Genomic DNA, 22,721 nt, shown 5'->3' on the forward strand with positions numbered 1-22,721 from the left:
AAAACATCGGTGCATTATTACGTGGTACAAAACGTGAAGAAATCGAACGTGGTCAAGTATTAGCAAAACCGGGTTCAATCACTCCACACACAGATTTTGAATCAGAAGTTTACGTATTATCAAAAGAAGAAGGTGGACGTCACACACCATTCTTCAAAGGTTATCGTCCACAGTTCTATTTCCGTACAACTGACGTAACTGGAACAATCGAGTTACCGGAAGGCGTAGAAATGGTAATGCCAGGAGATAACGTGAAGATGACAGTAAGCTTAATCCACCCGATTGCGATGGATCAAGGTTTACGTTTTGCGATCCGTGAAGGTGGCCGTACAGTAGGTGCCGGCGTGGTAGCAAAAATCATCAAATAATTAGATTTGACAATAGAGAGTAATTTGAAACCCGCCTTTTAGGCGGGTTTTTTTATTAAGAAAATTAAGGATATAACGCCATATTATATTGGTTTATTTTGTTTTAGAATTGCATACTATTTAGGTTATATTACTTATTAAGATAACAATTTTTATCAATTATAAAGTTAAATTAATAGAATTACTGATGAAATTAAATCAACAACAGCAACAGGCCGTAACAACTATTGACACTCCTTGTCTTGTTCTTGCTGGGGCAGGTTCAGGGAAAACACGAGTTATCATTAATAAAATTGCTTATTTGATAGAACATTGTAACTATTCCCCCACTAAAATTGCTGCTGTTACTTTTACTAATAAGGCAGCACGAGAAATGAAAGAGCGTGTGGCGCATTCTATTGGTATGAAAAAGAGTAAAGGATTAACGGTTTGTACGTTTCATACATTAGGCTTTGATTTTGTCAAAAAAGAACATCAGGCTTTATCTTTTAAGTCAAGCATTACTTTATTTGATGAACACGATCAGTTGGCACTACTAAAAGAGTTGACCAAAATTTCCTTGCAAGCGGATAAAGACAAATTAAATCAATTAGTTAATTATATTTCTTTATGTAAAAATAATTTGATTTTGCCGAATGAGGCGATGAAATTAGCTAAAAATGAAGTTGAACATCTATTTGCATCATATTATCAGCAATATATGGCGCAAATGCAGGCTTTGAATGCAGTAGATTTTGATGATTTGATTATGTTACCAACGTTGGTGTTGCGTACTAATGATACGATTAGAGAAAAATGGCAAGAAAAGATTCAATATTTATTAGTTGATGAGTATCAGGATACTAATACTAGCCAGTATGAATTGATCAAATTGCTTGTTGGTAAAGCGGCAAAATTTACAGTGGTTGGTGATGATGATCAATCTATTTATTCTTGGAGAGGTGCTAATCCAGAAAATATTGTTCGTTTGAGGGACGATTTTCCGACATTGTCAGTGATTAAATTAGAACAAAATTATCGTTCTACACAACGTATTTTACATTGTGCCAATATATTAATTGATAATAATGATCATATTTTTTCTAAGCGATTGTTTTCTAATTTAGGAACTGGGAATTTATTGCAAGTTATTGAAGCGCAAAATGAAGAACACGAGGCAGAACGTGTTGTGGCGGAGTTGATGTCTCACCGGTTTTTAAATAAAACAGCTTATCGAGATTATGCAATTTTATATAGAGGGAATCATCAATCACGTTTGTTAGAAAAAACCTTAATGCAAAATAGAATTCCTTATAAAATTTCAGGAGGGATATCTTTTTTCTCGCGTGTTGAAATTAAGGATATTATGGCGTATTTGCGGCTGTTGGTAAATCAAGATGATGATGCGGCCTTTATTCGTATTATCAATACACCAAGACGAGAAATTGGATCAGCAACCTTAGAAAAATTAGGACTGTTAGCAAAAGAGAAACATTGTTCGTTATTTGAAGCAATTTTTGATTTTGAGTTATTGCAACGAGTAACAGCAAAAGCTTATACAGCATTGCAAGATTTTGCGGAATGGGTGGTCAAGGCTTCAGATGAAGTAGTGAGAGGAGAGGCGCAAGAAGCAATTAAAGCAATGTTCTCCCATATTCAATATGAAAATTATCTTTATGAACAGGCTTCAAATCCCAAAGTTGCAGAGATACAAACTAAAAATGTAGCAACTTTATTGCAATGGGTTGATAGTATGCTGCAAGGAGATGAATTTAACGAGCCACTAACTTTATCACAGGCAGTATTACGTTTAACCCTACGTGATATGATGGAGCGTAGCGAGAATGAGGAAGAAGGGGATCAAGTACAATTGATGACATTACACGCTTCTAAAGGTTTAGAGTTTCCTTATGTCTATTTAATTGGAATGGAAGAAGGGATCTTACCTCATCAAAATTCAATTGATGATGATAATATTGAAGAAGAACGTCGTCTCGCTTATGTTGGAATTACTCGAGCGCAAAAAGAGTTAACCTTTTCTTGTTGTAAAAGACGCAAACAGATGGGAGAGCTAGTAAAAATGGAGCCTAGCCGATTTTTATTAGAGTTACCACAAGATTATTTGCAATGGGAAAGAGATAAAGTACCATTAACAGAAGTTGAGAAAAAACAAAAGCAACAGGTAGGTTTTGCACGATTGAAAGCTTTGTTAGAGGATTAAATATAGGTATTGGGTTGGTTATAAATTAGATATTTTGATGATAATCTACGCAACCAATCCTAAAATAGAGCCCATTTGAAAAAAAGCGTTGACTTATTTTTTAAAATCCATATTATAGCGACTCAACCGAATGAGGTGAGATGGCCGAGAGGCTGAAGGCGCACCCCTGCTAAGGGTGTATAGGGGAAACTCTATCGAGGGTTCGAATCCCTCTCTCACCGCCATTTATTCGACGCATCCGTAGCTCAGCTGGATAGAGTACTCGGCTACGAACCGAGCGGTCAGAGGTTCGAATCCTCTCGGATGCGCCATTTACTCGCTACTCTAGAGTAATTAAAGAATGAGTGTTATAATCGACAAATCAAAAATTATCTGCGCACCCGTAGCTCAGCTGGATAGAGTACTCGGCTACGAACCGAGCGGTCAAAGGTTCGAATCCTTTCGGGTGCGCCATTTCACTAAATTCGTCTTAATACAAAAATCCATTTTTTCTTGATCTAATATGATATTTGCTTGAAAAATAATGTATTTTTCCAGTTTTTCTTAATTTTCTATGCTCTATTTTTGGCTTGATTGTGATCATATTTGATCTGTTGTAACATTTATTTGCACCAAAAATGCACCAATTATTGCACCAGACTGGATATTTAAGATTTATGGCAACATTCACAAAAAGAAATGCGACTTGGCGAGCGCAAGTCAGAAAAAAAAGGCGTTGTTAAATCAAAGTCATTCCGCACAAAAGCGGAAGCTGTCGCTTGGGCGAATAGAACAGAAATGGAAATTGAAATTGAAATTGAAACAGGCTCATATAGTGAAATTGTCGATATACCTTTTAGCGATGTGGTTGAACGTTATTTGCGAGAAGTTACATTAAAAAAACGCAGTGCAAGAAAAGAAACACTCTTGTTATATCGCTTTTTAGAATTGCCGATAGTAAAAAAATCCCTCAAAGAACTAAAAGAAGAAGATTTTCAGAAATGGCGAGATGAACGCTTGAGAACCGTATCATCAGCGACGGTATTAAGAGAATGGGCGGTAATTAGCCATATTTTTAACACGGCAATAACCGAATGGAAATTGCTCAAAAATAATCCTTTGAAAGGCGTGAAGAAACCTGCAACGCCTAAGCCTCGTACAAGACGTTATAGCCAAGATGAAATTGATGCACTGATTTACAGTTCGGGATTTTCCTTTGATGAATTGCCGACTACCGCCACATCAAGGGTGGGCGCAGCCATTTTATTTGCCATTGAAACCGCAATGCGTGCAGGTGAAATTGTCAATTTAACCTGGGAGCATATCCATTTTGAAGATCGCATTGCCCACTTGCCGAAAACTAAAAATGGCTGGCCCAGAGATGTGCCATTATCAACCCAAGCGATCAAAATATTAAAATTATTAGAGCAAATAAAAGAGGGTGAAAGTGTTTTCCAGCTTAGCTCATCGTTGCTTGATGCGCTTTTCCGCAAGTTGAAAAATAGAATGATGCTAGAAGATTTACATTTTCACGATACCCGTCGCGAAGCACTGACAAGATTGGCTGAAAAAGTTGATGTGATGACCTTGGCAAAAATATCAGGGCATAGAGATTTAAGCATATTACAAAATACCTACTATGCCCCCGATATGAAAAAAGTGGCACATTTGTTAGACTAGCGTCGATTTCTTGCCCGCTTACAGGCAAAGGCGATCACATAACCAGCCAACCAACGATTAGCCGCTTTTCCCCCAGTGCGCTTTTGCAATTCAATCGCATTGGGGAAATCAGGATCGGCAATCACTGCTCTTTTAGTATGCTCATAGCTAAATTGGAAATAATCCGCAATATCCTGCGCAGTCCAAACCAACGTGCTTTTTTCATCAAGCATTGTGCTAGCCACAAGAGTTCGTAAGGCTTGCAATTCTTGGTGTAGTTGCTCGTTTGTAATTAATTGCATTATTTATTCTCCTAGAATTAACATTTATTTTTTATTTTTACTTTATAATTTAGGATAGCTTTAACCATTGCTTCTGCATCTCTTTTTGTTCTAAATACAAAACCAAGCTCAATCAAGCGTCTATCAAAATCATCTTCTTTACTAAATTCATCCAGTGCTACAAAATCAGAAAACTCGTTGCTTTCATACAAATCTACATACCAATATACTTCCCCTTCTTCTAGTGTTTCTATTGTTACTGGTTCACGAACTGCAATGCCGTTGATATATCTAATAGGTTCTTCCCACATTCCGATAATATCAACATCAGTTTCACCTGTATAATCATTAATTCCATCTGTTCCCCAAGAAAGCACATAAACAGCTCCGTCTTTATCAATGGAAAAACCTTGCAATGGATATAAGCTATGATACTCTTCAGGAATTTTATACTTAATAAATGCCTTATCTCCACTTCTTAAGATTACTGGTTCACCTGCCAACGCCTTTTCTAAATTAAATGATTTCATAATACATTTCCTCACTGCACAAACCACTCCCCGGCATCACCCATAAACGGCACAGGTTCTTGGTTTTGGATAATTTCTACCTTGTTATTAATAAATCTCACCGATTGTTTATGGTTTAACACCAATAAATTTCCTTTCAATAAATAAGCTAACTGTCGATCATTGAGTGGTAAACAAATTGGTTTGAGTGCTTTTTGCACGATTTCCACATCATTTTGGCGAGCATTTAAAAATAACGTTAAATTGTCTATTTTTTGTTCCGTACAGTTATTGACAGAACTCCAAGGCAACCAATCTGTTAAGATTTCGCCTGATTGCACACGCGCACGGCGAGCAGCACAATCCACTTCGGCAATCACGCCATAGCGGATCAAATTTTCTATTTTGCGGTTATTTTCTGCGGACATAGCACGATTGATAGATGATAAATAGGGCTATTGTTGGGGATTTGATAAGGATTGGGTAGCGGTTTGCGATGTGGATTTGGGGATAACAAAAAAGCAAGTTAAATAACTTGCTTATTTTTTAAATAGAAATGATGAAATACGCTGTTTTATCGATTTTAATTTGCTTTTGTTATGCTTTTCTTGAAAAGTACCAAATAATTCATCGTGATCGGCAAACATTCTTATCATGAGAACATCACCAGAAAAGGTTAAGACTAATAATGGGTCATTATCATCTGGCAATACGCGTGAGTGAAATACCCCAATGTAATAAGGCGAAGAACCATCAGTAGAATTTGTATCTTTTATTCTGCCGTAAGCATAATCTGAATTGTCTTGATAAATTTCAACGCATTTTGCTAATTTCCAAGTTTGGATCAGCTGCCCAATTTCTTGCTGATAATCAAGAATAATATCTGCGGTATAGCCAATTTTTTCACTAAGCTGATAAAAGTCGTGGCTGATGATGACGTCGTTTATTTTTCTTTGGGTGATCATTGTTTAATTTGCCTGCTAAATGTTGAATGGCTAAAGACTGAAGCACCGCTTGAGCGTCATTTTCAAAAACAGAAACGCCTTCCACGCCTTGAGCATCACTTTCTTTCAACATTTTTTCAATATGTGGGCTTATTTTCATAGGACTGTCCTTATGACTTGTTGTTTTAAGATAGTTTGAATATTCACGTTTATTTCTTTGGGATTATTGCCTCTTACTCGTTCACCTTTTATAGTTTGAGTACGGTCAATAATTTCACGAATGAAAGGTGCATTTTTATTCATTGCTAACCTCCTTTTTCTGCTATCCTATCACCTTTTCTATTGATCAACAATAAAAAAGGGCTTTCGCCCTTAATCTCTATCTCGATATGAACTTCTTGCGCGGGCTTGTTTTTGGTTTTCAAGGTTGCGCAAGGCTTTTTCCACTTCTTTAGCAATATCCACCGCACTTTGTCCTTGTTGGGCATTGATGTTTATGGTTACTTGCATTGGTTGGCTTGCCGTCTGGGTGGTTTGTGTTTTTGCACTTAGCGGCGGTCGGTTATCCACCTTAATTGGCTGGGCTGTAGCGACACTCACGCCAAGCCCTGCGGCGAGCATTGCATTTTTGCCGTAATTTAGGGCATTGAGCAACGGCACGCCAAGGCGAGATGTGGCTTCTTTTGTCATAATATATTCACCGCCGTGAAAAATGCCTTTCGGTTGGTATTTGCCACCGTTGCCTGCGTAACCGCCTGACCAGCTATTTTTATTTGGCACTTTTGGTTGTTCTGGCTCTATGCCTGTGCCAGACATAAAAAATTTCCCTCCTTCGTTATCTTGGGTCATTGCTTTGGACATTGACTTTTCTTGGGTTTCAATGCTAGGCATATTATCAATAACCCACTTAATGCTATCCATCAACCATTGCAATGGTTTTGTTACCAAATCAATTCCTTTAGCAAGCCATTCGCCAAATTTTTTACCTGCTGCCGCTGCGCTATCCAAATCTTTCGACGTACTTTGCACCGGCGAGAGCAAATCAGTAAACCATTTCACTGCTTTTTCAACCCAACCGACCACAATACCAAAGAGATCGCCTAATGGCTTGAATTTTTCAATCACGGGGGCAAGCTCTGATTTTAAGCCTTCCCAAAATCCGCCAAAAAATGCCCGCACTTTTTCCCAGTTGCGATAAATGATAACACCAGCACCAACCAATGCGGCAACGAGTAATCCGATTGGAGAAAGCAAAAAGCTAATGGCTGAACCTATACCCATAGCGATCATTCTTATAGGAGAAAAAGCAACTTTAAATGTCGTTTTTAATAGATTTACCCAAAAAGAAAGCTGTTTCATTTTTTTGAGAGTCGAAAATAATGCAGCTCCCAAAGAGAAAAATTTTTGCTTAACGAAACCTACGCCTTTAGCGAATCCTGATAATGTCCCCTTATAAGAAAATAACTGTTTATTTGCTAATATTGTAGATTTTGATGTTTTTGACAGCGCTTTATCAAATAAACGAGTTATTCCTGTTAAATGACCAAATCCCAAAATTAAACGACCAACAGGATATAACATAAAACTGAATAACATACTTAATGCTCCAAGTATGGTTAAGCTTCCTGCGATGACTGCAACCCATTTTACTATTTTAGCTGTCAATTCAGGATTTGCTTTAATCCATTCATTCACCGTTCTTAACCAACCGGTTGCGGTTTGCGTAAGTTCTCGCAATGCGTTTGATTGTCCGTCAAAAATAGTTATTCCCAATGCTTCGCGAGCGGAATCAAGCCCTTTTAAATCCCCCATTAGGTTATCTGACATTATGGTAGCAACCTTGGCTGCCGTATCTTTACTTTGTTGCTTGATATTATTTTCATATTCTTGCAGCGCTTTATCTGATTGACTTAATAATTCTAAAGCTGCTGCAATTCCTATTTTACCGAAAATACTTTCAACAATTTCAGCTCTAGCAGCATTACCCATTCTCGATGTTTTTTTATTAATATCTGCTAAAATTTCAGGTAATTGTCGCATATTACCTTTTTTATCTTTTTCTCTTACACCTAATTTTTTCAGATGCTTATTGCCGATTAAATTTAACCCAATATTTTTAAAAGCTGTTCCTGCCGATGATCCTTTAATCCCTACATTCCCCATTAATCCAGCCATTGCAGCAGTTGACTCAAAAGACTGTCCCAAAGCAGTCATAATAGGCCCACCCTCTTTCATTGTTTCATACAATGTTTCGATTGACGTGTTTGATGTGGTGAAGGTATAAGTTAGAACATCTGCAACTCTTTTCATTTCACTAGCCGGAATTTTAAAACCAGAAGAAATATCTGAAACTATATCCGAGACTCTTGCCAATTCTGTTCCAGAAGCCAAAGACACATTTAAAACAGAAGAGATAGAAGACAGAATTTTTTCGGTATCAAATCCAGCCATTGCCAGATATCCTTGTGCTTCTGCTACTTGAGATGATGTAAATGATGTCGTTGCCCCTAAATTAATCGCCTGATCTCTTAATGCTTTGATTTTTGCCGCATCTGCAGCATTGTTTTTATCTAATCTGGTTAATGCCTGTACTTTTGAAAATGCTTGCTCAAATTCAACCGCAGGTTTTAACATTGCCACTGCCGCCATATTTCCTGCGGAACCAGTAAGCATTGCCTTCTGTCCCATATTGCGCAATCGCTCGCTATTTGTTTTTAAGGTTTCTACATTATTTCGATAAGCCTGTTTTCTAGCTTGTCTTTGCTGCAGCTTTTTCATTGCTGCATTTTGTTTATCAATTGCTGCCGTCGATTGTTCTATTTTTTCCTTAAGTTTTTGCTGGCTAACCTTAAATTTTGCAGTATCAAATCCCCCTTGGCGCAAATTTTTTCGTAATTTATTCAACTTCTTTCGTTGCTGTTCTTGTGCTTGCGCCATTTTATTAGCCTGTTTATAAGCATCCGCAACTTGTTTTTTCAATTTTGCAGTAGGGTTGACTGTATTTTTTAGCTGCTGTTCCAATTGTTTTGCCGCAGCTTTTGCGTTAACCAATTTATGGTTATTTTGCTGCAATTCATCACTCAGCCGCTTAAATGAATTCGCCGTTTTTTCTTGTTGTTTTAATGTATTTAATTCATCCGCTGCCCCCTTGACTTTGCCTTGTAACTTATCAAGCTGTTTTTGCACACCTCGCAAAGGTGAAGTGAGCTTATCTACTGCATTTAAAATAACTTTGAGTTCTAGATTCTTCATCTTCTAACCTATTTTTCTTGACAATAAAAAAATAATAATTCAATAATAGAAAAGCTAAGGGGAGGTATTATGGAAATACTTATTTTTTTCATCGGTGCATTTATCTGGCTCGGATTACTTGTTGCTGGTACAGTCTTTGCTTTAGGCATTACAGTTATCCTTGTATCAGCATTAATTATGTTAGCTATCCGCTTTTGGTATATTTCCCTTGCCGCAATGCTAATAATGTTATTCCCCGTGCTTTATTTGGAAGGTTGGCTAGGTTGGACATTCGTCACGATCATTGTTTTTGCTATTGCTATATGGTTTATTCCTGTTCCTGATGACCAAAAAGCGGACTATAAAAAAGCCAAAGCCGAATTTAAAGCAAGCTGGAACGATTTAATTTCTAAACCTTAACTGCTCAATAACCAACTCCTCAATCAATTCCTTATCTTCATCACTAAAGCCCAGCAATTCACGCTGGGCATATTGCACTTTGTAATCTCTGTCTTTCCGTACTCGGGCTTTTAAGCCTTGTTGGTGTATATTAGCAATGGCTGCTGAGCCACCGTTAAAGCCCACTTTGATCCCGTTGCTTTCCGCACGGAAACGCAGGTGCTTTGCAGTGCGGAGTTTGGCAAACATTGCTTTGCGTTTGATTCTGCCTTTCTTTTTGCGTAACTGTTTTTGTGGTTTGCGAGGCTCAAAGGCTGTGCCATCAGGATTCTGTTGGCTGACAATGCGTTTAGCTTGGCTTTTGCGTAACTGTTGCCCGATGTTTCGCGCCAATGCTCGGCGAGCTTGGGGCTTGAGATTATTAATCAGGGCATTCAGCCTTGTATTGACTTCTTCAATGGTTGCCATTTAAGGTTTCACTTTCAAAAATTAATTGTTTTTTCAGATAAACTTGCCATTGTTCCAACATTTGATCATCAAGACATTGTGGCTCTGGCGCATATTCCAAATTCAGTTCGTTTTCTCCTGTTTTCTTGGCGACCACCCGTTCTGTGAGCTGAATTTTAAAGGCGACATCTAAGGTGTTGTTATTGTTGTAATCCACCTCAAATTTAAAGGCTTCTTCTCGCCGTTGTGGGTTTTCAAACAGTTCTGGCTGATTAGTTTTGAGATAGGCTTCAATTGGCACAATCAGGCGTGCGAGATCATCGGCAAAATCGGTTGCGATAATGTCAAGGGTGTAACGATATTCGAAACTTAGGCTATGTCCGCCCGTGGCAATAATGCGACCGTTATCGACAAAAAGCTGTAATCTGTCTGGATTGGCGACAAAATCAGGATAGCTTTTTTCAAGGACGGCGCGCAGTTGGTTTGGTTTTTTCATCGGCTAAAATTCCGTTTTTGTTGCTCAAAAATCGTTTGGCACTCGGTGCAACGGGTGCAACCTGGCAGAGCTTTTCGTCTTGCCTCTGGGATTGGCTCATCGCAATCTTGGCAATATAGCGCACTCACACCTTTAAAAGTGCGGTGCTTTTTTAGTGCGATTTCGCGTTGCATTTGTTCGATTTGTTGCGCTCGGTCTAGGTTGTCTGTCATTGCTTATCCTGTTGATTAAATTCGGTGATGCACTGTTTCAGGGCTTGGTTTTCGGTGATGCACAATGCCAAATGTTGTTGTGCCTGCACATAGGCTTTTGCCAGTTCGCCATTGGTGCGAATCTGTGCGGAAAAACTACCGCACTCATTGCTTTGTGGGCAAAGTATCGGGCGTGGTTGTGGCACGGTTTGGGTTGAGCAGGCGTTGCACATCAGCAGGCAAAGGCTGATTAGCCCAATTTTGGTGTTGGTTAAGTGCATTGTGTAATTCCTTGTTTTGCTGTTGGTGTTCGGCTTTTTGGTTTGTTAGCTCGGCAATCAGCTTATTTTGTTGCTCGGTAAATTTTTTAACATCTTGGTTTAGGGCTTGGTATGCCTGTTGCCATTGGGCTTTGAGCTGGCTTTCTTTGATGGCTTGTTCGTGCCAGTGGGTGGCTTGCCAACCTTGAAAGAGGATAATCAGCACCAATATGACAGGACCAATCAATAACAGCCCTTTTTCTTTCAATGTTAAGAAATTAAACATCTGGCACGCTCCTTGTTACGGCGATCAACCAAGCCTTTTAATACCTTGCCGTTGGCATACACCCAGCGGGGGAATTGGTCGCACATTGCGGGGCTGTAGCCATTCATTGCCATTTTGTAGAGGGTTGAGGATTTCATTTTTCCACAGCCTACATTAAAGGTGATGGAAGTCAGTGCATCGAATGCACCTTGTGGCATATTGCGTCCGTTAGCATAGCGGTTTACACAGGCTTCGGCACGTTGAATATCCCGCACCCAGCGGGCGGCAATTTCTTCAAGGCTGTAATGGCGTTGGGTGATTTTTTGTCCGCTGGCTTCCGTTGAGCCTATGCCTACCGTGAGTACGTCTGCGGGGCATTGATAGGGCTGTTGGTAACAGCCTTCCGCATTGCCGATAAGGGCTAAACCCTGTTCGGAGGTGCGAATTTTGTCAGTGTATTGGTTGATAACCAGCATTATGACGGCTGTAACGCTACAAATCGCGAGATTTTTGCCAATCTGTTTACGGATTGTGGTCATTGTTTCTTCCCTCAAGTTGTTGTTTTTTCAGTTCAAAATCTTTTTTCTTGTAGTACCAGTTAATGGCAAAGGTGGCGATCCCGATGATTATCCCCACAATGGAGGCGGCATCTGCCCAGTTAATATTGCTAAACATATCGGCAATTCGCCCCATTATGAAAGTAAACCCCGCTCCCGTGTAAGAAACTTTGGTTGTGGTGTCGTGCATTGTTAGCTCCAAAGTTGCACGCTATCTTGTGCAACGCTGATTTTGTCGGTATCTGGATCAGGTAAAATGACTTCTGTTCCTAATGGCAAAATCGGTAGGTGCATTAAGTGCGGGTTGAGTTCGCAGGTGATTTCTAATAATCCCATTGGATCGCCGAAATAACGGTATAAAATGGCATCGAGATTGTCATTTTGTTGAGCATAGACTTTCATTAAATCAACTCCACATTTATTCTTCGCACTTTTAACATATCACTGATGGCAAAGCGGGCATCGCGTCGTAATTCATCAATGCTTTCGTTGAGCAATTCGGCTTTTTTCTCGCCGTCGTTGGTGGTGTCGTAGCTGGTGTAACGCTCATAGAGATTAGCCAGTGCAAGGCAGGTTACAGCACGGCGGTAACGGTAAACCATTAGGCTTTCGCCGTTGATTTGTGGGCTGCCAATGGCATAAAAAGGCTGATCGCCGTATTGGGTTTTAAGGCTTGCCAGCTCTTGATTCACGCTTGCCATTGCTTCAATAACGGCATCTTGTAGCCGTGCGGTGGTAACCGTGCCATCTACACGGGCTTGGTGGCGAAAATCTGCCAGCGATAAATCGGGAAAAAAGCCGTCGTTGCGGATAATGTCTTCTGCGTTTAGGCTGTCCACTTGGTGTTGCACGGCTGGCATTGCGTAATTGGGGGCGAGTTTGATGGAAATTGTACCGTCTGACATTGTGTTATCCTTAAAAAATGCGGGGTGGGGATTAATGAAGTGCGGTGGTAAAATTCGATGATTTTTTTGACCGCACGTTTAATCCGCCCCGCCGTGGCGTGATATGCTCGGTTGCTGTTCTTTTTTGCTTGTGCAAAAAAAGAACCAAAAAACACACCCCGACTAAATCGCTTTTCCTCTCTTAGTGGCAATTTTCTTAACGGAAAATTTTGAACTCGCTACGCTCAAACAAGCAAAATTTTCCTAAAAATTGCCACCTGTTCGGGCGATTTACACGGGGATTTATTCGCTGTTTTCGCCTTCTTGAGCGGTTAAATTGAGCGTTTTGCGTAATTTTTTGATTTCCCCTTTTACGCCGATGTGTTGATTGAGGCTGAGGGCTTTTTCGAGATACGCAAGGGCTTGTTCTGGCTGACTTTCGGCTAGCAATAAGCCCAGTTCTCGCAAAAGTCTCGCTCGGCTTTCATCGGGCATATCAAGATTGGCAGTGAGCTGTTGCACTTGCTCTAAATACATCACGTCAAAAGGCTGGTTGATTGCCATTGCCGCTTTAGCTTTGTCGGCAAACTCCTCTGCTAATAGCGTGCCAAGTGTTCGGGTGAATGGCTCGGGCAGGCGTAAATCGTGGAACACGGCATAACGGGCAATTTGCAAGGCAAGGTGATATTCGTTGCAGTCAATCGCCCACACCAGCCATGTCATCAGTACGCTGTCTTGTTTGCCTGTTCCCGCAGACAATGCCCCTTCAATCCAGGGTAAAAATTCGGGCAAAATGCCTTTTTTGTATGCGGCTTTTCGCTCGTTAGATTGCAGTTCTTTGAGGTTTTTCTTGTGGCGGGCCAATAGGCGACAGCGTTTTTCATATTCGCTGTATTGGCTTAAATCCTCATTCTCCGCCGCGTGAGCTACCGCGGCGGAAACTTCCATTAAGTGGCGTTGAGCGGGCGATAATCTTTCAGCCATTATGCTTCTTTATCCTCAAAGGTGATATTTTCGATCAGTGCCGCACAGCCGTATTCTTCGATTTTGTAATCGATATTTTGCGAGAGGAAATCTTCAATGCGGTTGCGTCTTGGGTTGTTGATCACAAAGCGTCGCATTGAACCTTCTTGGATATATAAAGAAAGGTTATCAAGGCGGGTGATCAAGATAGACTTCGCGGGGAAGAATGGGACGCGAATGGCTTTTAAACCGCCAATTTGTTTTTGCGAAATAATCACTTGGCTGGCTAAATCTTCACTTGGTTTCAAATCGGTATTCACTATATTGAAGTATTTATCATTGAGAATTTCGCGGCCGCAAATCACCACTAAATCGGTGTCATCCGCATAGACTTCATCAATTAAGGTGTTCACGGCGTCCATTACTAAGGCATCAATGTTTTCATAGCCATTGTCCTTGCTTTGTCCTTTACCCACTTTGATTTTGTTACCCGTGCTTGCACCGTTCATCACGTGGGCTGGCTTGTCTTCGCGTAACTGTTGCAACCAGCCTTTTTTCACGTCTTGCAATTTTGGGTTTGAGGATAAATTCGAGGTTTCGCTGCGGCTTGTGCCATTAAAGCCCATCATAATGAGGTTTAAGGCAATGGTGCGTTGGGTGAGGCTGGCTAATTTTTGTTGAAAATCGGGGTGCTTCGCCCATTGGTCGAGTTTAATCCAAGGGATATGGGTGTCAAAATTGACTTGTTCGCATTTGTAACGGCGACCAGACATTGCAGAAATATCTTTGGTTTCGCGGTCTTTGCTGTTGGTGTCGGTGGTGCTGGCAATGGCTGCGGCAACCTCTAAGCCAACAAGCTCCGCTTCCATTAGCGGATCACGCACCACATTAATCCATTGTAAAAATTGTGAGCTGAGCAACACTTTTTCCACAAGTTTTTGTTCGACGCTTGGGGTAACGGTAAATTTTTCTTTTACGTCATCGACGGTTACGCCGTTCAGCTCGGCAATGCGGGCAACATAGGCATTAAATTTCTGTTTGGTTTCGTTACGCATAAAAGTTCCTTAGCAATCCGTTAAATGTTGGTGAGTGGCTTCCCCCGCAATGCGTGGGCGTGCGGTGTAATGCTGAGCAGGTTTGCTTTCAAGTTCGGCAAATTGGGCTTTGATGTGCTGATTTTCATTCTGCACGTCGGTGAGCTTGGCTTGATGTTGTTGCAAATCGCTTTCAAGTGCGGTGAGTTTTGACTGCGTTTCTTTGGTATGCTCAGCAAGTAACTCAAGGGCTTGTTGCAAATCGGCAAAGCGTTGTTCGTCGTTGCTTTCTTTTTTGGCAAATAAGGCTTTGATTTTTTCAAACACGGAAAAAGTGGGTTTTTCGTTGATGTCTTCAAACTCGAAAGCCGTTTCAATGGCTGCAGTAAATAGGTTTTCTGCTTTTTCTTTGCGGTTATTTAATGGGTTAGCTGTCGCCACGGCTGAAAATTGCAACATTTCTGTACCAAGGCTGGCTGGGTTGTCAGTCACTGCAAGCCCCACTAAATAAGCTTCACCCGTGTCAGCAAAATTGGGATCACATTCAATTGAGGTGTAGATTTTTTGGCGTTCTTTGTTGAGCTTAATTAAATCCTCAGTCGGATCAATTTGTGCGAGTAGTTGCAATTTGCCATCGGCATTTTCTTCCGTTTTTAAGCCAATCACATCACCATAGCTTTTTGAGTGCGGTTCATCATTCCAGAGATAACGGAATTTGATGTGTTCAAGATTAATTCTTGCACCGTATTTTTTTGGATCGTAGTTAGCTGCCATTTGTTCAATCCAGCTACGATTAATCGTGCGTCCATCTGTTGTTGCACCTTCTGTTGCAACGACAAACCATTTTGATTTTTTCGACATAGTTCGTCCTTTTGGTGGGGTTAGGTTCAAATTGGCAACATTCTGTAAGGTTTTATTTTTGCGGTCTATGGGTTGCGATTGTGAATACTTGCTTAACACATTCAAAGGCAAGACGGTGGGCGGTGGGGTTTCTATTATGCGGTCATTCTGAATTATTTTTTTGAAATGATGAGCGAACAAGAGCAAATAGGCTTAGCCTCGTTAGAGGTAGATAACAAACGCCAAGCAAAAGAGATGTATTTTGCTGGCTATAAAATTGCTGAAATTTCTCGCCAGTTGGGTGTGCCATCGTCCACGATTTCGAGCTGGAAAGAACGAGAGAAATGGGAGGATATGGCTTCGATCAGCCGTGTGGAACTTGGCATTGAAACCCGCTATTTATTATTACTGCGGAAAGAGGTGAAAACAGGGTCTGACTTGAAAGAGTTGGATTTTTTAATGCGTCAGATGAAAGAGGCGGCAAGGGTGAAACGCTATTCCTTTGGCGAGGGCAACGAAACGGATTTAAACCCGAAACTGAAAAACCGTTATAAAGGTGAACGTAAGAAACCTGAACAAAATGCCATTAACCAAGAACAAGAAGAATTGCTTATTAATGGCTTTTTGGAGGAGATGTTTGCTTATCAGCGGGTTTGGTTTGAGGCGAAAACGCACCGTATCCGCAATATTTTGAAAAGTCGTCAAATTGGGGCAACCTATTATTTCGCTCACGAAGCTTTGGTCGATGCCTTAACCACAGGGCATAATCAAATTTTTCTCTCTGCCAGTAAAAAGCAGGCGTTGCAGTTCCGCTCTTATATTGTGAATTATGCCAAGCAGAAAGCGAACGTGGATCTGAAAGGCGAAACCATTAAATTGCCAAATGGTGCAGAATTAATCTTTTTAGGGACAAACTCGGCAACGGCTCAATCTTATCACGGTAATTTGTATTTTGACGAAATCTTTTGGGTGCCGAAATTCGATGTAATGCGGAAAGTGGCTTCGGGTATGGCTGCACAGAAGTTTTATCGCCAAACCTATTTTTCTACCCCCACTACCATTGCCCACCCTGCCTATGCGTTTTTTTCGGGCAAGGCGTTTAACCGCCACCGTGCTAAAAGCGAGAAAGTGGACATTGATATTTCTCACGCCAATTTGCGGGCGGGCAAGTTGTGTGGCGATCGCCAGTGGAAGCAAATTGTTACCATTTATGATGCCTTAGAAGGTGGCTGTAATCTGTTTAACATTGAAGATTTGTTAGCTGAGAACTCTAAAGAAGAATTTGAGCAACTGTTTTTGTGTCAATTTGCTGATGATAGTACCAGTGCGTTTAAGGCGGCAGATTTGCAACTTTGTCAAGTGGACAGCCTTGAGGAATGGAGCGATTTTGTGCCAAATTGGAGCCGTCCTTTTGGTAACCGTGAAGTGTGGCTAGGTTATGACCCCGCTTATACGGGCGACCGTGCGGCATTGGCAATTGTTGCTCCGCCACGCGTGGAGGGCGGCGATTATCGGGTGCTACATCATCAGACCTTTCACGGTATGGATTACGAGGCACAAGCCAAACGCATTGCCCAGTTTTGTGATGATTATAATGTTACCCGCATTGTGATTGATAAAACGGGAATGGGATCAGGTGTGTATCAAGAAGTGCTGAAGTTTTACCCAATGGCAACGGGGCTAACTTATAGCCCTGATATTAAGAACGAAATGATTTTGAAAACGCAAAACTTGATCCAAAAACGCCGTTTGAAATTTGATGGCGTGGATATTCTCACCAGCTTTATGACGATTAAAAAACGCATCACTAGCACGGGCAAAATAACTTATGTTTCAGATCGCTCGGAAGAAGCCAGCCACGGTGATATTTCGTGGGCGATTATGAATTGTATTTTAAATGTGCCTTATGGCTCGGGCGGTGATCTTGGTAGCCAACAATCCACGATTTTTACTTTTGATTAGGATAAATTATGAAAAAAACGCGTAAAAAAATGACCGCACTTAATACACTTAACAATAACCATAGCCATAGCAAAACCCAAGCCTTTAGTTTTGGTGAGCCGATTCCTGTGTTAGACAGAACGGAGATTTTGAACTATTTTGAAGCGGTGTTGATGTATGATAAATATTATCAACCGCCAATTAACCCGAGCTATTTAGCCAAAGCCTTAAATGCCTCGCCCCATCATCAAAGTGCCATCACGGTGAAAAAGAATATTTTGCTTTCCACCTGTAAAACCAGCGTACTTTTTCCCCGTACGCAATTGGAAAAGCTGGTGCAAGATTATTTGGTATTCGGCTATGCTTATGTCGAAAAAGTGGAAAATGCCTTTGGCAAAGTGATTGGCTTAAAATCCCCTTTGGCAAAATATATGCGTAATGGCGTGCAAGATGGGCAGTTTTTCCAAATTGTGAATGGCTATGAAGAATATGAGTTCGCCAAAGATTCTGTGTTCTGCTTGATTAACCCTGATATTAATCAGGAAATTTATGGCACACCTGAATATCTGGCCAGTTTGCAATCGGCGTTTTTAAATGAGAGTGCCACGCTGTTCCGCCGTAAATATTATTTGAATGGTGCACACGCGGGATCCATTATTTATATGACTGACCCAACGCAAACCCGTGAGGATATTGAAGCCATCAAAAATCAAATCAAACAAACCAAAGGCACAGGTAATTTCAAGAATTTATTCATCTATGTGCCAAACGGAAAAAAAGAGGGGTTGCAAGTGATCCCGCTATCTGATGTGGTGGCGAAAGATGAGTTTATGAATATCAAAAATGCAAGCCGTGATGATGTGCTAGCCGCTCACCGCGTACCACCGCAATTAATGGGGATTATCCCAAATAACACAGGCGGTTTCGGTGATGTAGAAAAAGCCACAAAAGTGTTTTTTGTCAATGAGATCATTCCCTTGCAAGAACGGCTAAAAGAGATCAACGATTGGCTAGGGCTTGAGGTGATCCGCTTTGAGAATTACAAGCTATTAGAAAGCGAGTTAAAGCACAAATCAAGCTATTGGAAAACGATTAAAAGCACAAATCAAGCTATTGGACAACGATTAAAAGCACAAATAAAGTGCGGTGCAATTTATCATCATTTTTTGCATAAATTGCAAGAAAATCGACAACCCGCCTAACTCTCCCGTGTTCAGCACGGGATTTTTATTGCCTATTTTTGCCTATTTATAATCAAAACCACACCTAAAAAATCGCGGTCATATCTTCGCCACGCCCGCACAGTAAATGTAGTGATTTCAACGCAAATTGCGATCCCTGCCCAAGCCTTTTGCATAATAACGGCATTAAGATCCTTTCTTTCAGATCCTTCAACGCAAACCAACGCAACAAAACGCAAAAATCAGATCTATTTGCTGTAGTTTTAAGCGGTTACATTAATAATTTATAATATGATCCAAAACTGCACCATATTTACATAATGATTTGATTTAATTAAATAATGGTATCCAATACCTTGATTTTTTTCTTCGGTCATAAAAAATACCTGTATCTGATTAAGGTGATTATCTCAGAAACAGGCGTTTACACAAATTTTTGGATAGGATTCCTTCAGATAACATTTCTGTTAATTAGAAGTTTGCCGAACCGGTTGGCGAATCATTTGTTGTGTTTCTAAATTCTTAGTAATAAACCCTTTATCTCTTAATCCATTGATCATTTCAGTGTAAATATCGTTGTTGTTTGGATCTCTAATCGTCATCACTAAAATAAATTCTTGAGGTGGAATTTGCTTAAGCCCTCGTGGTGTCACATCAATTCTTAATTTCCACCCCTCACGAAACTTTACACGGCTCAACTTGCGATGATAGGATTTAACCGAATTCCATTTAAAGCCGTTTTCTACCATACTCCGTTCAAATTTTTCATCCCACACTCTTTCCAGTGGTATACAACCTTTAAAACTTATTTTGTTATTTTTATCATAACCAAAAGTACCAAAACTCACATCAATGTTGGTACGGCAATACTCTTCGCCAAATTTTTTATCTAAAGTAGGATTATAAACCAATGTCATTGCAATTTCGCCTTTGCAAAGACCGTTTTCAATCAGAGAGGGCGGGTAAGGAAAATCGAGCATTTCCAAATGTGTGCCTTGAGCGATCTGCTGTTTAAAAATCAACGTCACTTCGTTCTCGCTACATAACAAAGTTTGCTGCACATCTTCAGCGGGCAAACCAAAACCATAATACTTCATTTCATCAGGTGTTAAATTAAATGCTAGTCGAGAGTTCATTCTCGCTGAATGGATTAACATTGCTTTGGCTAATAACAAATCTTTGTCTTGTAATTCATCATAAATATGAGCTAACTTCTTCGCCGCACGGGGGGCAGCATAGCTTGTACCAATACCCTCAATAACATTTCCTTGCCAATCCATCCCCCGCATACCTATGCCAGCATAATTGGTTTGAGAATCGCAATTTCCGCCATATTCCACAATATCTGGTTTAACCGAATAGCCTACACCAGGCCCGCGCCGACTAAATGAAGATGGTTCATTTTCCTTCACAACGGAATCTTCTGAATCAAATAATGCCACCGAGCCCACGCTAATTGCCCGAACGGAATCCGCTGGCGAGATAATTCGATCTTGATCATCTCCCTCTGCAATATTAGACGGCCATTGACGATGTAAAAGATAATTACCGCTTGAGACCACAAATTGCACATTATATTGTGCTTGCATCTGATCTAAAAATTCGCCGAATGTCGAAATAGACGAGCCACAAATATTATCTGGTATACCTAATGATAAATTCCAGATCTTGGTACTATTTGCATATTTCTGCATTGTCTGTTCAATAATTACCATTAAGTCATCTTCACCAATACCATCCACCTCTCCATAACGTGCATCACTATTTGGCAGTGCAACAATATCAATAAATTTAAAGCGAGAATGCTGCGCTTCAGGCAGATCATTTAACAGATTGCCATATTGGATCATCGATGCAATAAACGTACCATGTGATGGATTTTGATAGGCTTCCGCCACATAAACTTCTCTTGCAATGATATATTGTGCTAAATAGGGGTTATCAACACTAATTCCACCATCAATAATCCCAATGGTCGTCTCCTTTTCATCAAAATTCAGTGTAGAAAATGAATTTTTGAAGTCGATATTAAGCTTATTTAACTTTGGCAAAGAAAAGCGCTGAAAAACATCAATCGACTTAATACCATTAATTTGAGCCAGAGAATCAATATCTTGATAATCATTCACTTGCAATTTAATCAGATTCAATGAACCATAATGAATAAATTCATATTGCTTTTGAAAACCAAGATGATCTAACTGTTGAGTAACGTACTGAGAAATTCTTAAATTATCCAAATCATCATCAAAATCAAACAGTTTAATTTTAATTCTATGCTTAACTTGCTCAAATTGCTCGCGATTCAAACCTTGCAACGTCGCGGCGATTTTATCTTTCGCTGCAATGGGCTGAATATCTTTAATCACGGTTAGATTGGCTTTAATTTTCTCAGAGTGTGAATTCTGAATAAGTTGAACGGTGCTCTCAATCGCTTTTTCCGTCACTTTAATATAAATCTCATCAAGGCGTTCGCCACCAATAATCGAACAAAAACGACATAAATCATTTGGTTTATGCGATTTAGCAATCGCCTCTTCCCGTACTGTAATCTTGCCAACGGCAGGCACTGTCGGGTTCTGGCTAAATACTGAGGCATAATATGTTGAAATATCATTAAATTTATCAATCAAATCCGATTTTAATTTATCAGTCACTTCACCAAAAAATTTAATCGAACCACCTCTTTGGTTTGCTTTCTTGTCTTGATTTCTTGTTAATACCACTTTAATCGGTAAGTATTTCTCACTCATTTTTTAATCCTCGCTCAAAATTTTCTGAATAGTGGTTTTAGAACAATCTAAGATATTCGCAATAGTTTGCAGGCTAAATAACTTACTGTCGCAACCCCGTAAAAATTTTGCTTTAAACACCAAGGCTTGTTTATTTGTCATCGCCTCATCAGGGACAACATTCTTAAACACGAATAACTCCTGATAAATTTGTGATTTGCTCAAAGGCAAGTCGTGAACCACCGCAAAACGAATAGCCTTATTCATTATGACTTCGATATTTGCACCGCTCAATCCCGTAAAAGCAGCCACAAATTCATCAAGGGTTTTCTCATCAAAGGCTACATGCTGATGACTAAATAGCTGAATCATCTGCTTAATTGCTGTCGCATCAGGTAAACCAATCTCCAACTTATATTCAAATCGTCGCCAAACCGCAGAATCCAACAAATGTTGATGATTGGTTGCCGCAATAACAATACTATCCTTGCTCATGAGATCAATATTTTGTAATAAACTGTTAACCACCCGCTTTAACTCGCCAAGTTCATTATTATCATCACGTGCTTTCGCGATGGCATCAAACTCATCTAAAAACAGCACACAAGGTATTTTCTGTACAAATTCAAACAGTGAACGGATATTTTTCGCCGTTGTACCTAAATAAGACGAAATCAAACTGTCTAAACGTGCAATCACAAGTGGCATATTCAACTGCTTAGCAATAAAATATGCGCACTTTGTTTTGCCACAACCTGGTGGACCATACATCAACAGCGTATTAACCAAACCAATCCCTGCCGCATACAATTTTTCTGCATGGCGATAATTTAACAGAAAGCTGGCTAATTTATCTGCATTATTTTGCGACAAAATCACCTCTATATGATTATCGTCAGGGTAAATCACATCAGCCAACATTGTGCGAGACTCATTATCCACGGGTAATGCTGATGTCTTATCCAACCCCATTGGTTGCAAATTGTGGCTTTCTGCGGACTCTAAAATTTTTTTAAAACGCACCGCACCTCTTTGCTCGCCCTCAGTTTGCAGTTTATCAATCAACAGTCTGGTATAGTTAACCACTTTCGCCCTATCGTACTTCAATGCCCCTTCAATAATCTTGCTCATTTCAATTGCATATTTCATTTTAACACCCCCTCTCGTAAATGAAGTCGCATTGTATAGAAACAAATAGAATAGGTAAAGAACGAAATGAAAAATTTATAAAACAAATGACAAAATTTAAAGAACAAATATGCAGTAATTAGAAACGAAAGGAATAAATAAAAGAACGATTTGTGTAATCTATCCAATTTCTTCGGTTATATTGAAAAAGCCTCGAAATTGATCTGCACCC

At 40.0% G+C, this 22,721-nt stretch carries 24 protein-coding genes, 3 tRNA genes and 3 pseudogenes; 9 read left to right on the forward strand and 21 right to left on the reverse strand.

The annotated features are described in order from the left end of the window. From tuf to JP36_RS08815, 6 genes and pseudogenes are all read left to right on the forward strand, one after another. Positions 1-368: pseudogene (tuf, locus tag JP36_RS08790) on the forward strand (elongation factor Tu); the annotation flags it as partial. 187 nt (positions 369-555) lie between these two features. After that, the gene (gene rep, locus JP36_RS08795; protein ID WP_039173959.1) at positions 556-2,568 is read left to right on the forward strand and encodes a DNA helicase Rep; all 2,013 of its coding nucleotides are present in this window, start codon (positions 556-558) and stop codon (positions 2,566-2,568) included. A gap of 134 nt (positions 2,569-2,702) precedes the next feature. Further along, positions 2,703-2,792: transfer RNA gene (locus JP36_RS08800), tRNA-Ser, on the forward strand. 10 nt (positions 2,793-2,802) lie between these two features. Further along, positions 2,803-2,879 (forward strand) — tRNA-Arg (locus JP36_RS08805). 65 nt (positions 2,880-2,944) lie between these two features. Further along, positions 2,945-3,021 (forward strand) — tRNA-Arg (locus tag JP36_RS08810). Positions 3,022-3,224: 203 nt separating this feature from the next. Beyond that, positions 3,225-4,227: pseudogene (locus JP36_RS08815) on the forward strand (tyrosine-type recombinase/integrase). Here the strand turns inward: JP36_RS08815 and JP36_RS08820 are convergent. The 7 genes and pseudogenes from JP36_RS08820 to JP36_RS08845 form a co-directional block, all read right to left on the reverse strand. Beyond that, positions 4,224-4,508: a hypothetical protein gene (locus JP36_RS08820; RefSeq protein WP_039173960.1), complete on the reverse strand. Its 285-nt coding sequence runs from the start codon at positions 4,506-4,508 to the stop codon at positions 4,224-4,226. The pseudogene JP36_RS08815 and the gene JP36_RS08820 overlap by 4 nt on opposite strands. A gap of 17 nt (positions 4,509-4,525) precedes the next feature. Next, a complete protein-coding gene (locus JP36_RS11195) occupies positions 4,526-5,017 on the reverse strand; it encodes a hypothetical protein (protein WP_052119481.1) in 492 nt (163 codons plus the stop codon). A 281-nt stretch (positions 5,018-5,298) separates the two neighbouring features. After that, a pseudogene (locus JP36_RS11375) lies at positions 5,299-5,424 on the reverse strand (phage baseplate assembly protein V); the annotation flags it as partial. A gap of 111 nt (positions 5,425-5,535) precedes the next feature. After that, the gene (locus JP36_RS11200) at positions 5,536-5,961 is read right to left on the reverse strand and encodes a hypothetical protein (RefSeq protein ID WP_052119482.1); all 426 of its coding nucleotides are present in this window, start codon (positions 5,959-5,961) and stop codon (positions 5,536-5,538) included. Then, a complete protein-coding gene (locus JP36_RS08840) occupies positions 5,903-6,100 on the reverse strand; it encodes a hypothetical protein (RefSeq protein ID WP_039092365.1) in 198 nt (65 codons plus the stop codon). Before JP36_RS08840 ends, JP36_RS11200 begins: the two co-directional genes overlap by 59 nt. After that, positions 6,097-6,243 carry a hypothetical protein gene (locus JP36_RS11635; protein ID WP_167332838.1) on the reverse strand — a complete coding sequence of 49 codons (147 nt, stop codon included), beginning with the start codon at positions 6,241-6,243 and terminating at the stop codon, positions 6,097-6,099. Before JP36_RS11635 ends, JP36_RS08840 begins: the two co-directional genes overlap by 4 nt. Positions 6,244-6,312: 69 nt before the next feature. After that, positions 6,313-9,192, reverse strand: a complete 2,880-nt coding sequence (locus JP36_RS08845; protein WP_039173965.1) for a phage tail tape measure protein — start codon at positions 9,190-9,192, stop codon at positions 6,313-6,315. Positions 9,193-9,261: 69 nt separating this feature from the next. On the opposite strand from JP36_RS08845, the gene JP36_RS08850 reads away from it, so the two are divergent. Beyond that, positions 9,262-9,591 carry a hypothetical protein gene (locus JP36_RS08850; RefSeq protein ID WP_039092361.1) on the forward strand — a complete coding sequence of 110 codons (330 nt, stop codon included), beginning with the start codon at positions 9,262-9,264 and terminating at the stop codon, positions 9,589-9,591. On the opposite strand, the gene JP36_RS08855 is transcribed toward JP36_RS08850, so the two are convergent. The 12 genes from JP36_RS08855 to JP36_RS08905 form a co-directional block, all read right to left on the reverse strand. Further along, complete coding sequence (locus JP36_RS08855; RefSeq protein ID WP_039173966.1) at positions 9,574-10,038, reverse strand: phage virion morphogenesis protein; 465 nt, start codon at positions 10,036-10,038, stop codon at positions 9,574-9,576. The genes JP36_RS08850 and JP36_RS08855 overlap by 18 nt on opposite strands. After that, entirely contained in the window at positions 10,025-10,513 is a 489-nt protein-coding gene (locus JP36_RS08860; protein ID WP_039173967.1) for a phage tail protein, read from the reverse strand. Before JP36_RS08860 ends, JP36_RS08855 begins: the two co-directional genes overlap by 14 nt. Continuing rightward, entirely contained in the window at positions 10,510-10,725 is a 216-nt protein-coding gene (locus tag JP36_RS08865) for a TraR/DksA family transcriptional regulator (protein ID WP_039173968.1), read from the reverse strand. The genes JP36_RS08860 and JP36_RS08865 overlap by 4 nt, the downstream gene beginning before the upstream one ends. After that, positions 10,722-10,985, reverse strand: a complete 264-nt coding sequence (gene lysC / locus JP36_RS11380; protein ID WP_324606551.1) for an Rz1-like lysis system protein LysC — start codon at positions 10,983-10,985, stop codon at positions 10,722-10,724. The genes JP36_RS08865 and lysC overlap by 4 nt, the downstream gene beginning before the upstream one ends. Continuing rightward, entirely contained in the window at positions 10,870-11,250 is a 381-nt protein-coding gene (locus JP36_RS08870; RefSeq protein WP_052119483.1) for a hypothetical protein, read from the reverse strand. Before JP36_RS08870 ends, lysC begins: the two co-directional genes overlap by 116 nt. Next, a complete protein-coding gene (locus JP36_RS08875; protein ID WP_039173969.1) occupies positions 11,235-11,768 on the reverse strand; it encodes a lysozyme in 534 nt (177 codons plus the stop codon). Before JP36_RS08875 ends, JP36_RS08870 begins: the two co-directional genes overlap by 16 nt. Further along, on the reverse strand, positions 11,752-11,976 hold the full coding sequence (locus JP36_RS08880; RefSeq protein ID WP_039173970.1) for a phage holin: 225 nt from the start codon (positions 11,974-11,976) through the stop codon (positions 11,752-11,754). Before JP36_RS08880 ends, JP36_RS08875 begins: the two co-directional genes overlap by 17 nt. A gap of 2 nt (positions 11,977-11,978) precedes the next feature. Beyond that, positions 11,979-12,188 (reverse strand): tail protein X, encoded by a 210-nt coding sequence (locus JP36_RS08885; RefSeq protein ID WP_039173971.1) that lies wholly within the window; start codon positions 12,186-12,188, stop codon positions 11,979-11,981. After that, on the reverse strand, positions 12,188-12,691 hold the full coding sequence (locus JP36_RS08890) for a head completion/stabilization protein (protein ID WP_039173972.1): 504 nt from the start codon (positions 12,689-12,691) through the stop codon (positions 12,188-12,190). Before JP36_RS08890 ends, JP36_RS08885 begins: the two co-directional genes overlap by 1 nt. 282 nt (positions 12,692-12,973) lie before the next feature. Continuing rightward, a complete protein-coding gene (gpM, locus tag JP36_RS08895) occupies positions 12,974-13,654 on the reverse strand; it encodes a phage terminase small subunit (RefSeq protein ID WP_039173973.1) in 681 nt (226 codons plus the stop codon). Continuing rightward, a complete protein-coding gene (locus tag JP36_RS08900) occupies positions 13,654-14,688 on the reverse strand; it encodes a phage major capsid protein, P2 family (protein WP_039173974.1) in 1,035 nt (344 codons plus the stop codon). Before JP36_RS08900 ends, gpM begins: the two co-directional genes overlap by 1 nt. Positions 14,689-14,697: 9 nt before the next feature. Then, a complete protein-coding gene (locus tag JP36_RS08905) occupies positions 14,698-15,528 on the reverse strand; it encodes a GPO family capsid scaffolding protein (RefSeq protein ID WP_039173975.1) in 831 nt (276 codons plus the stop codon). Positions 15,529-15,696: 168 nt separating this feature from the next. Between JP36_RS08905 and JP36_RS08910 the strand changes: the two genes are divergently transcribed. Continuing rightward, positions 15,697-17,469, forward strand: a complete 1,773-nt coding sequence (locus JP36_RS08910) for a terminase large subunit domain-containing protein (protein WP_156106937.1) — start codon at positions 15,697-15,699, stop codon at positions 17,467-17,469. 8 nt (positions 17,470-17,477) lie between these two features. Then, positions 17,478-18,650, forward strand: coding sequence for a phage portal protein (locus JP36_RS08915; protein ID WP_081964369.1), 1,173 nt, complete (start codon positions 17,478-17,480; stop codon positions 18,648-18,650). Positions 18,651-19,096: 446 nt separating this feature from the next. Here the strand turns inward: JP36_RS08915 and JP36_RS08920 are convergent, their stop codons facing one another. Together JP36_RS08920 and JP36_RS08925 are read right to left on the reverse strand one after the other, a co-directional pair. Next, positions 19,097-21,382, reverse strand: coding sequence for a S8 family peptidase (locus JP36_RS08920; protein WP_039173977.1), 2,286 nt, complete (start codon positions 21,380-21,382; stop codon positions 19,097-19,099). Between the two features lie 3 nt (positions 21,383-21,385). After that, entirely contained in the window at positions 21,386-22,510 is a 1,125-nt protein-coding gene (locus JP36_RS08925) for an AAA family ATPase (RefSeq protein WP_039173979.1), read from the reverse strand. Positions 22,511-22,721: the final 211 nt, after the last annotated feature.

It is taken from the genome of Gallibacterium genomosp. 1 (genome assembly GCF_000771875.1).
GTDB lineage: Bacteria > Pseudomonadota > Gammaproteobacteria > Enterobacterales > Pasteurellaceae > Gallibacterium.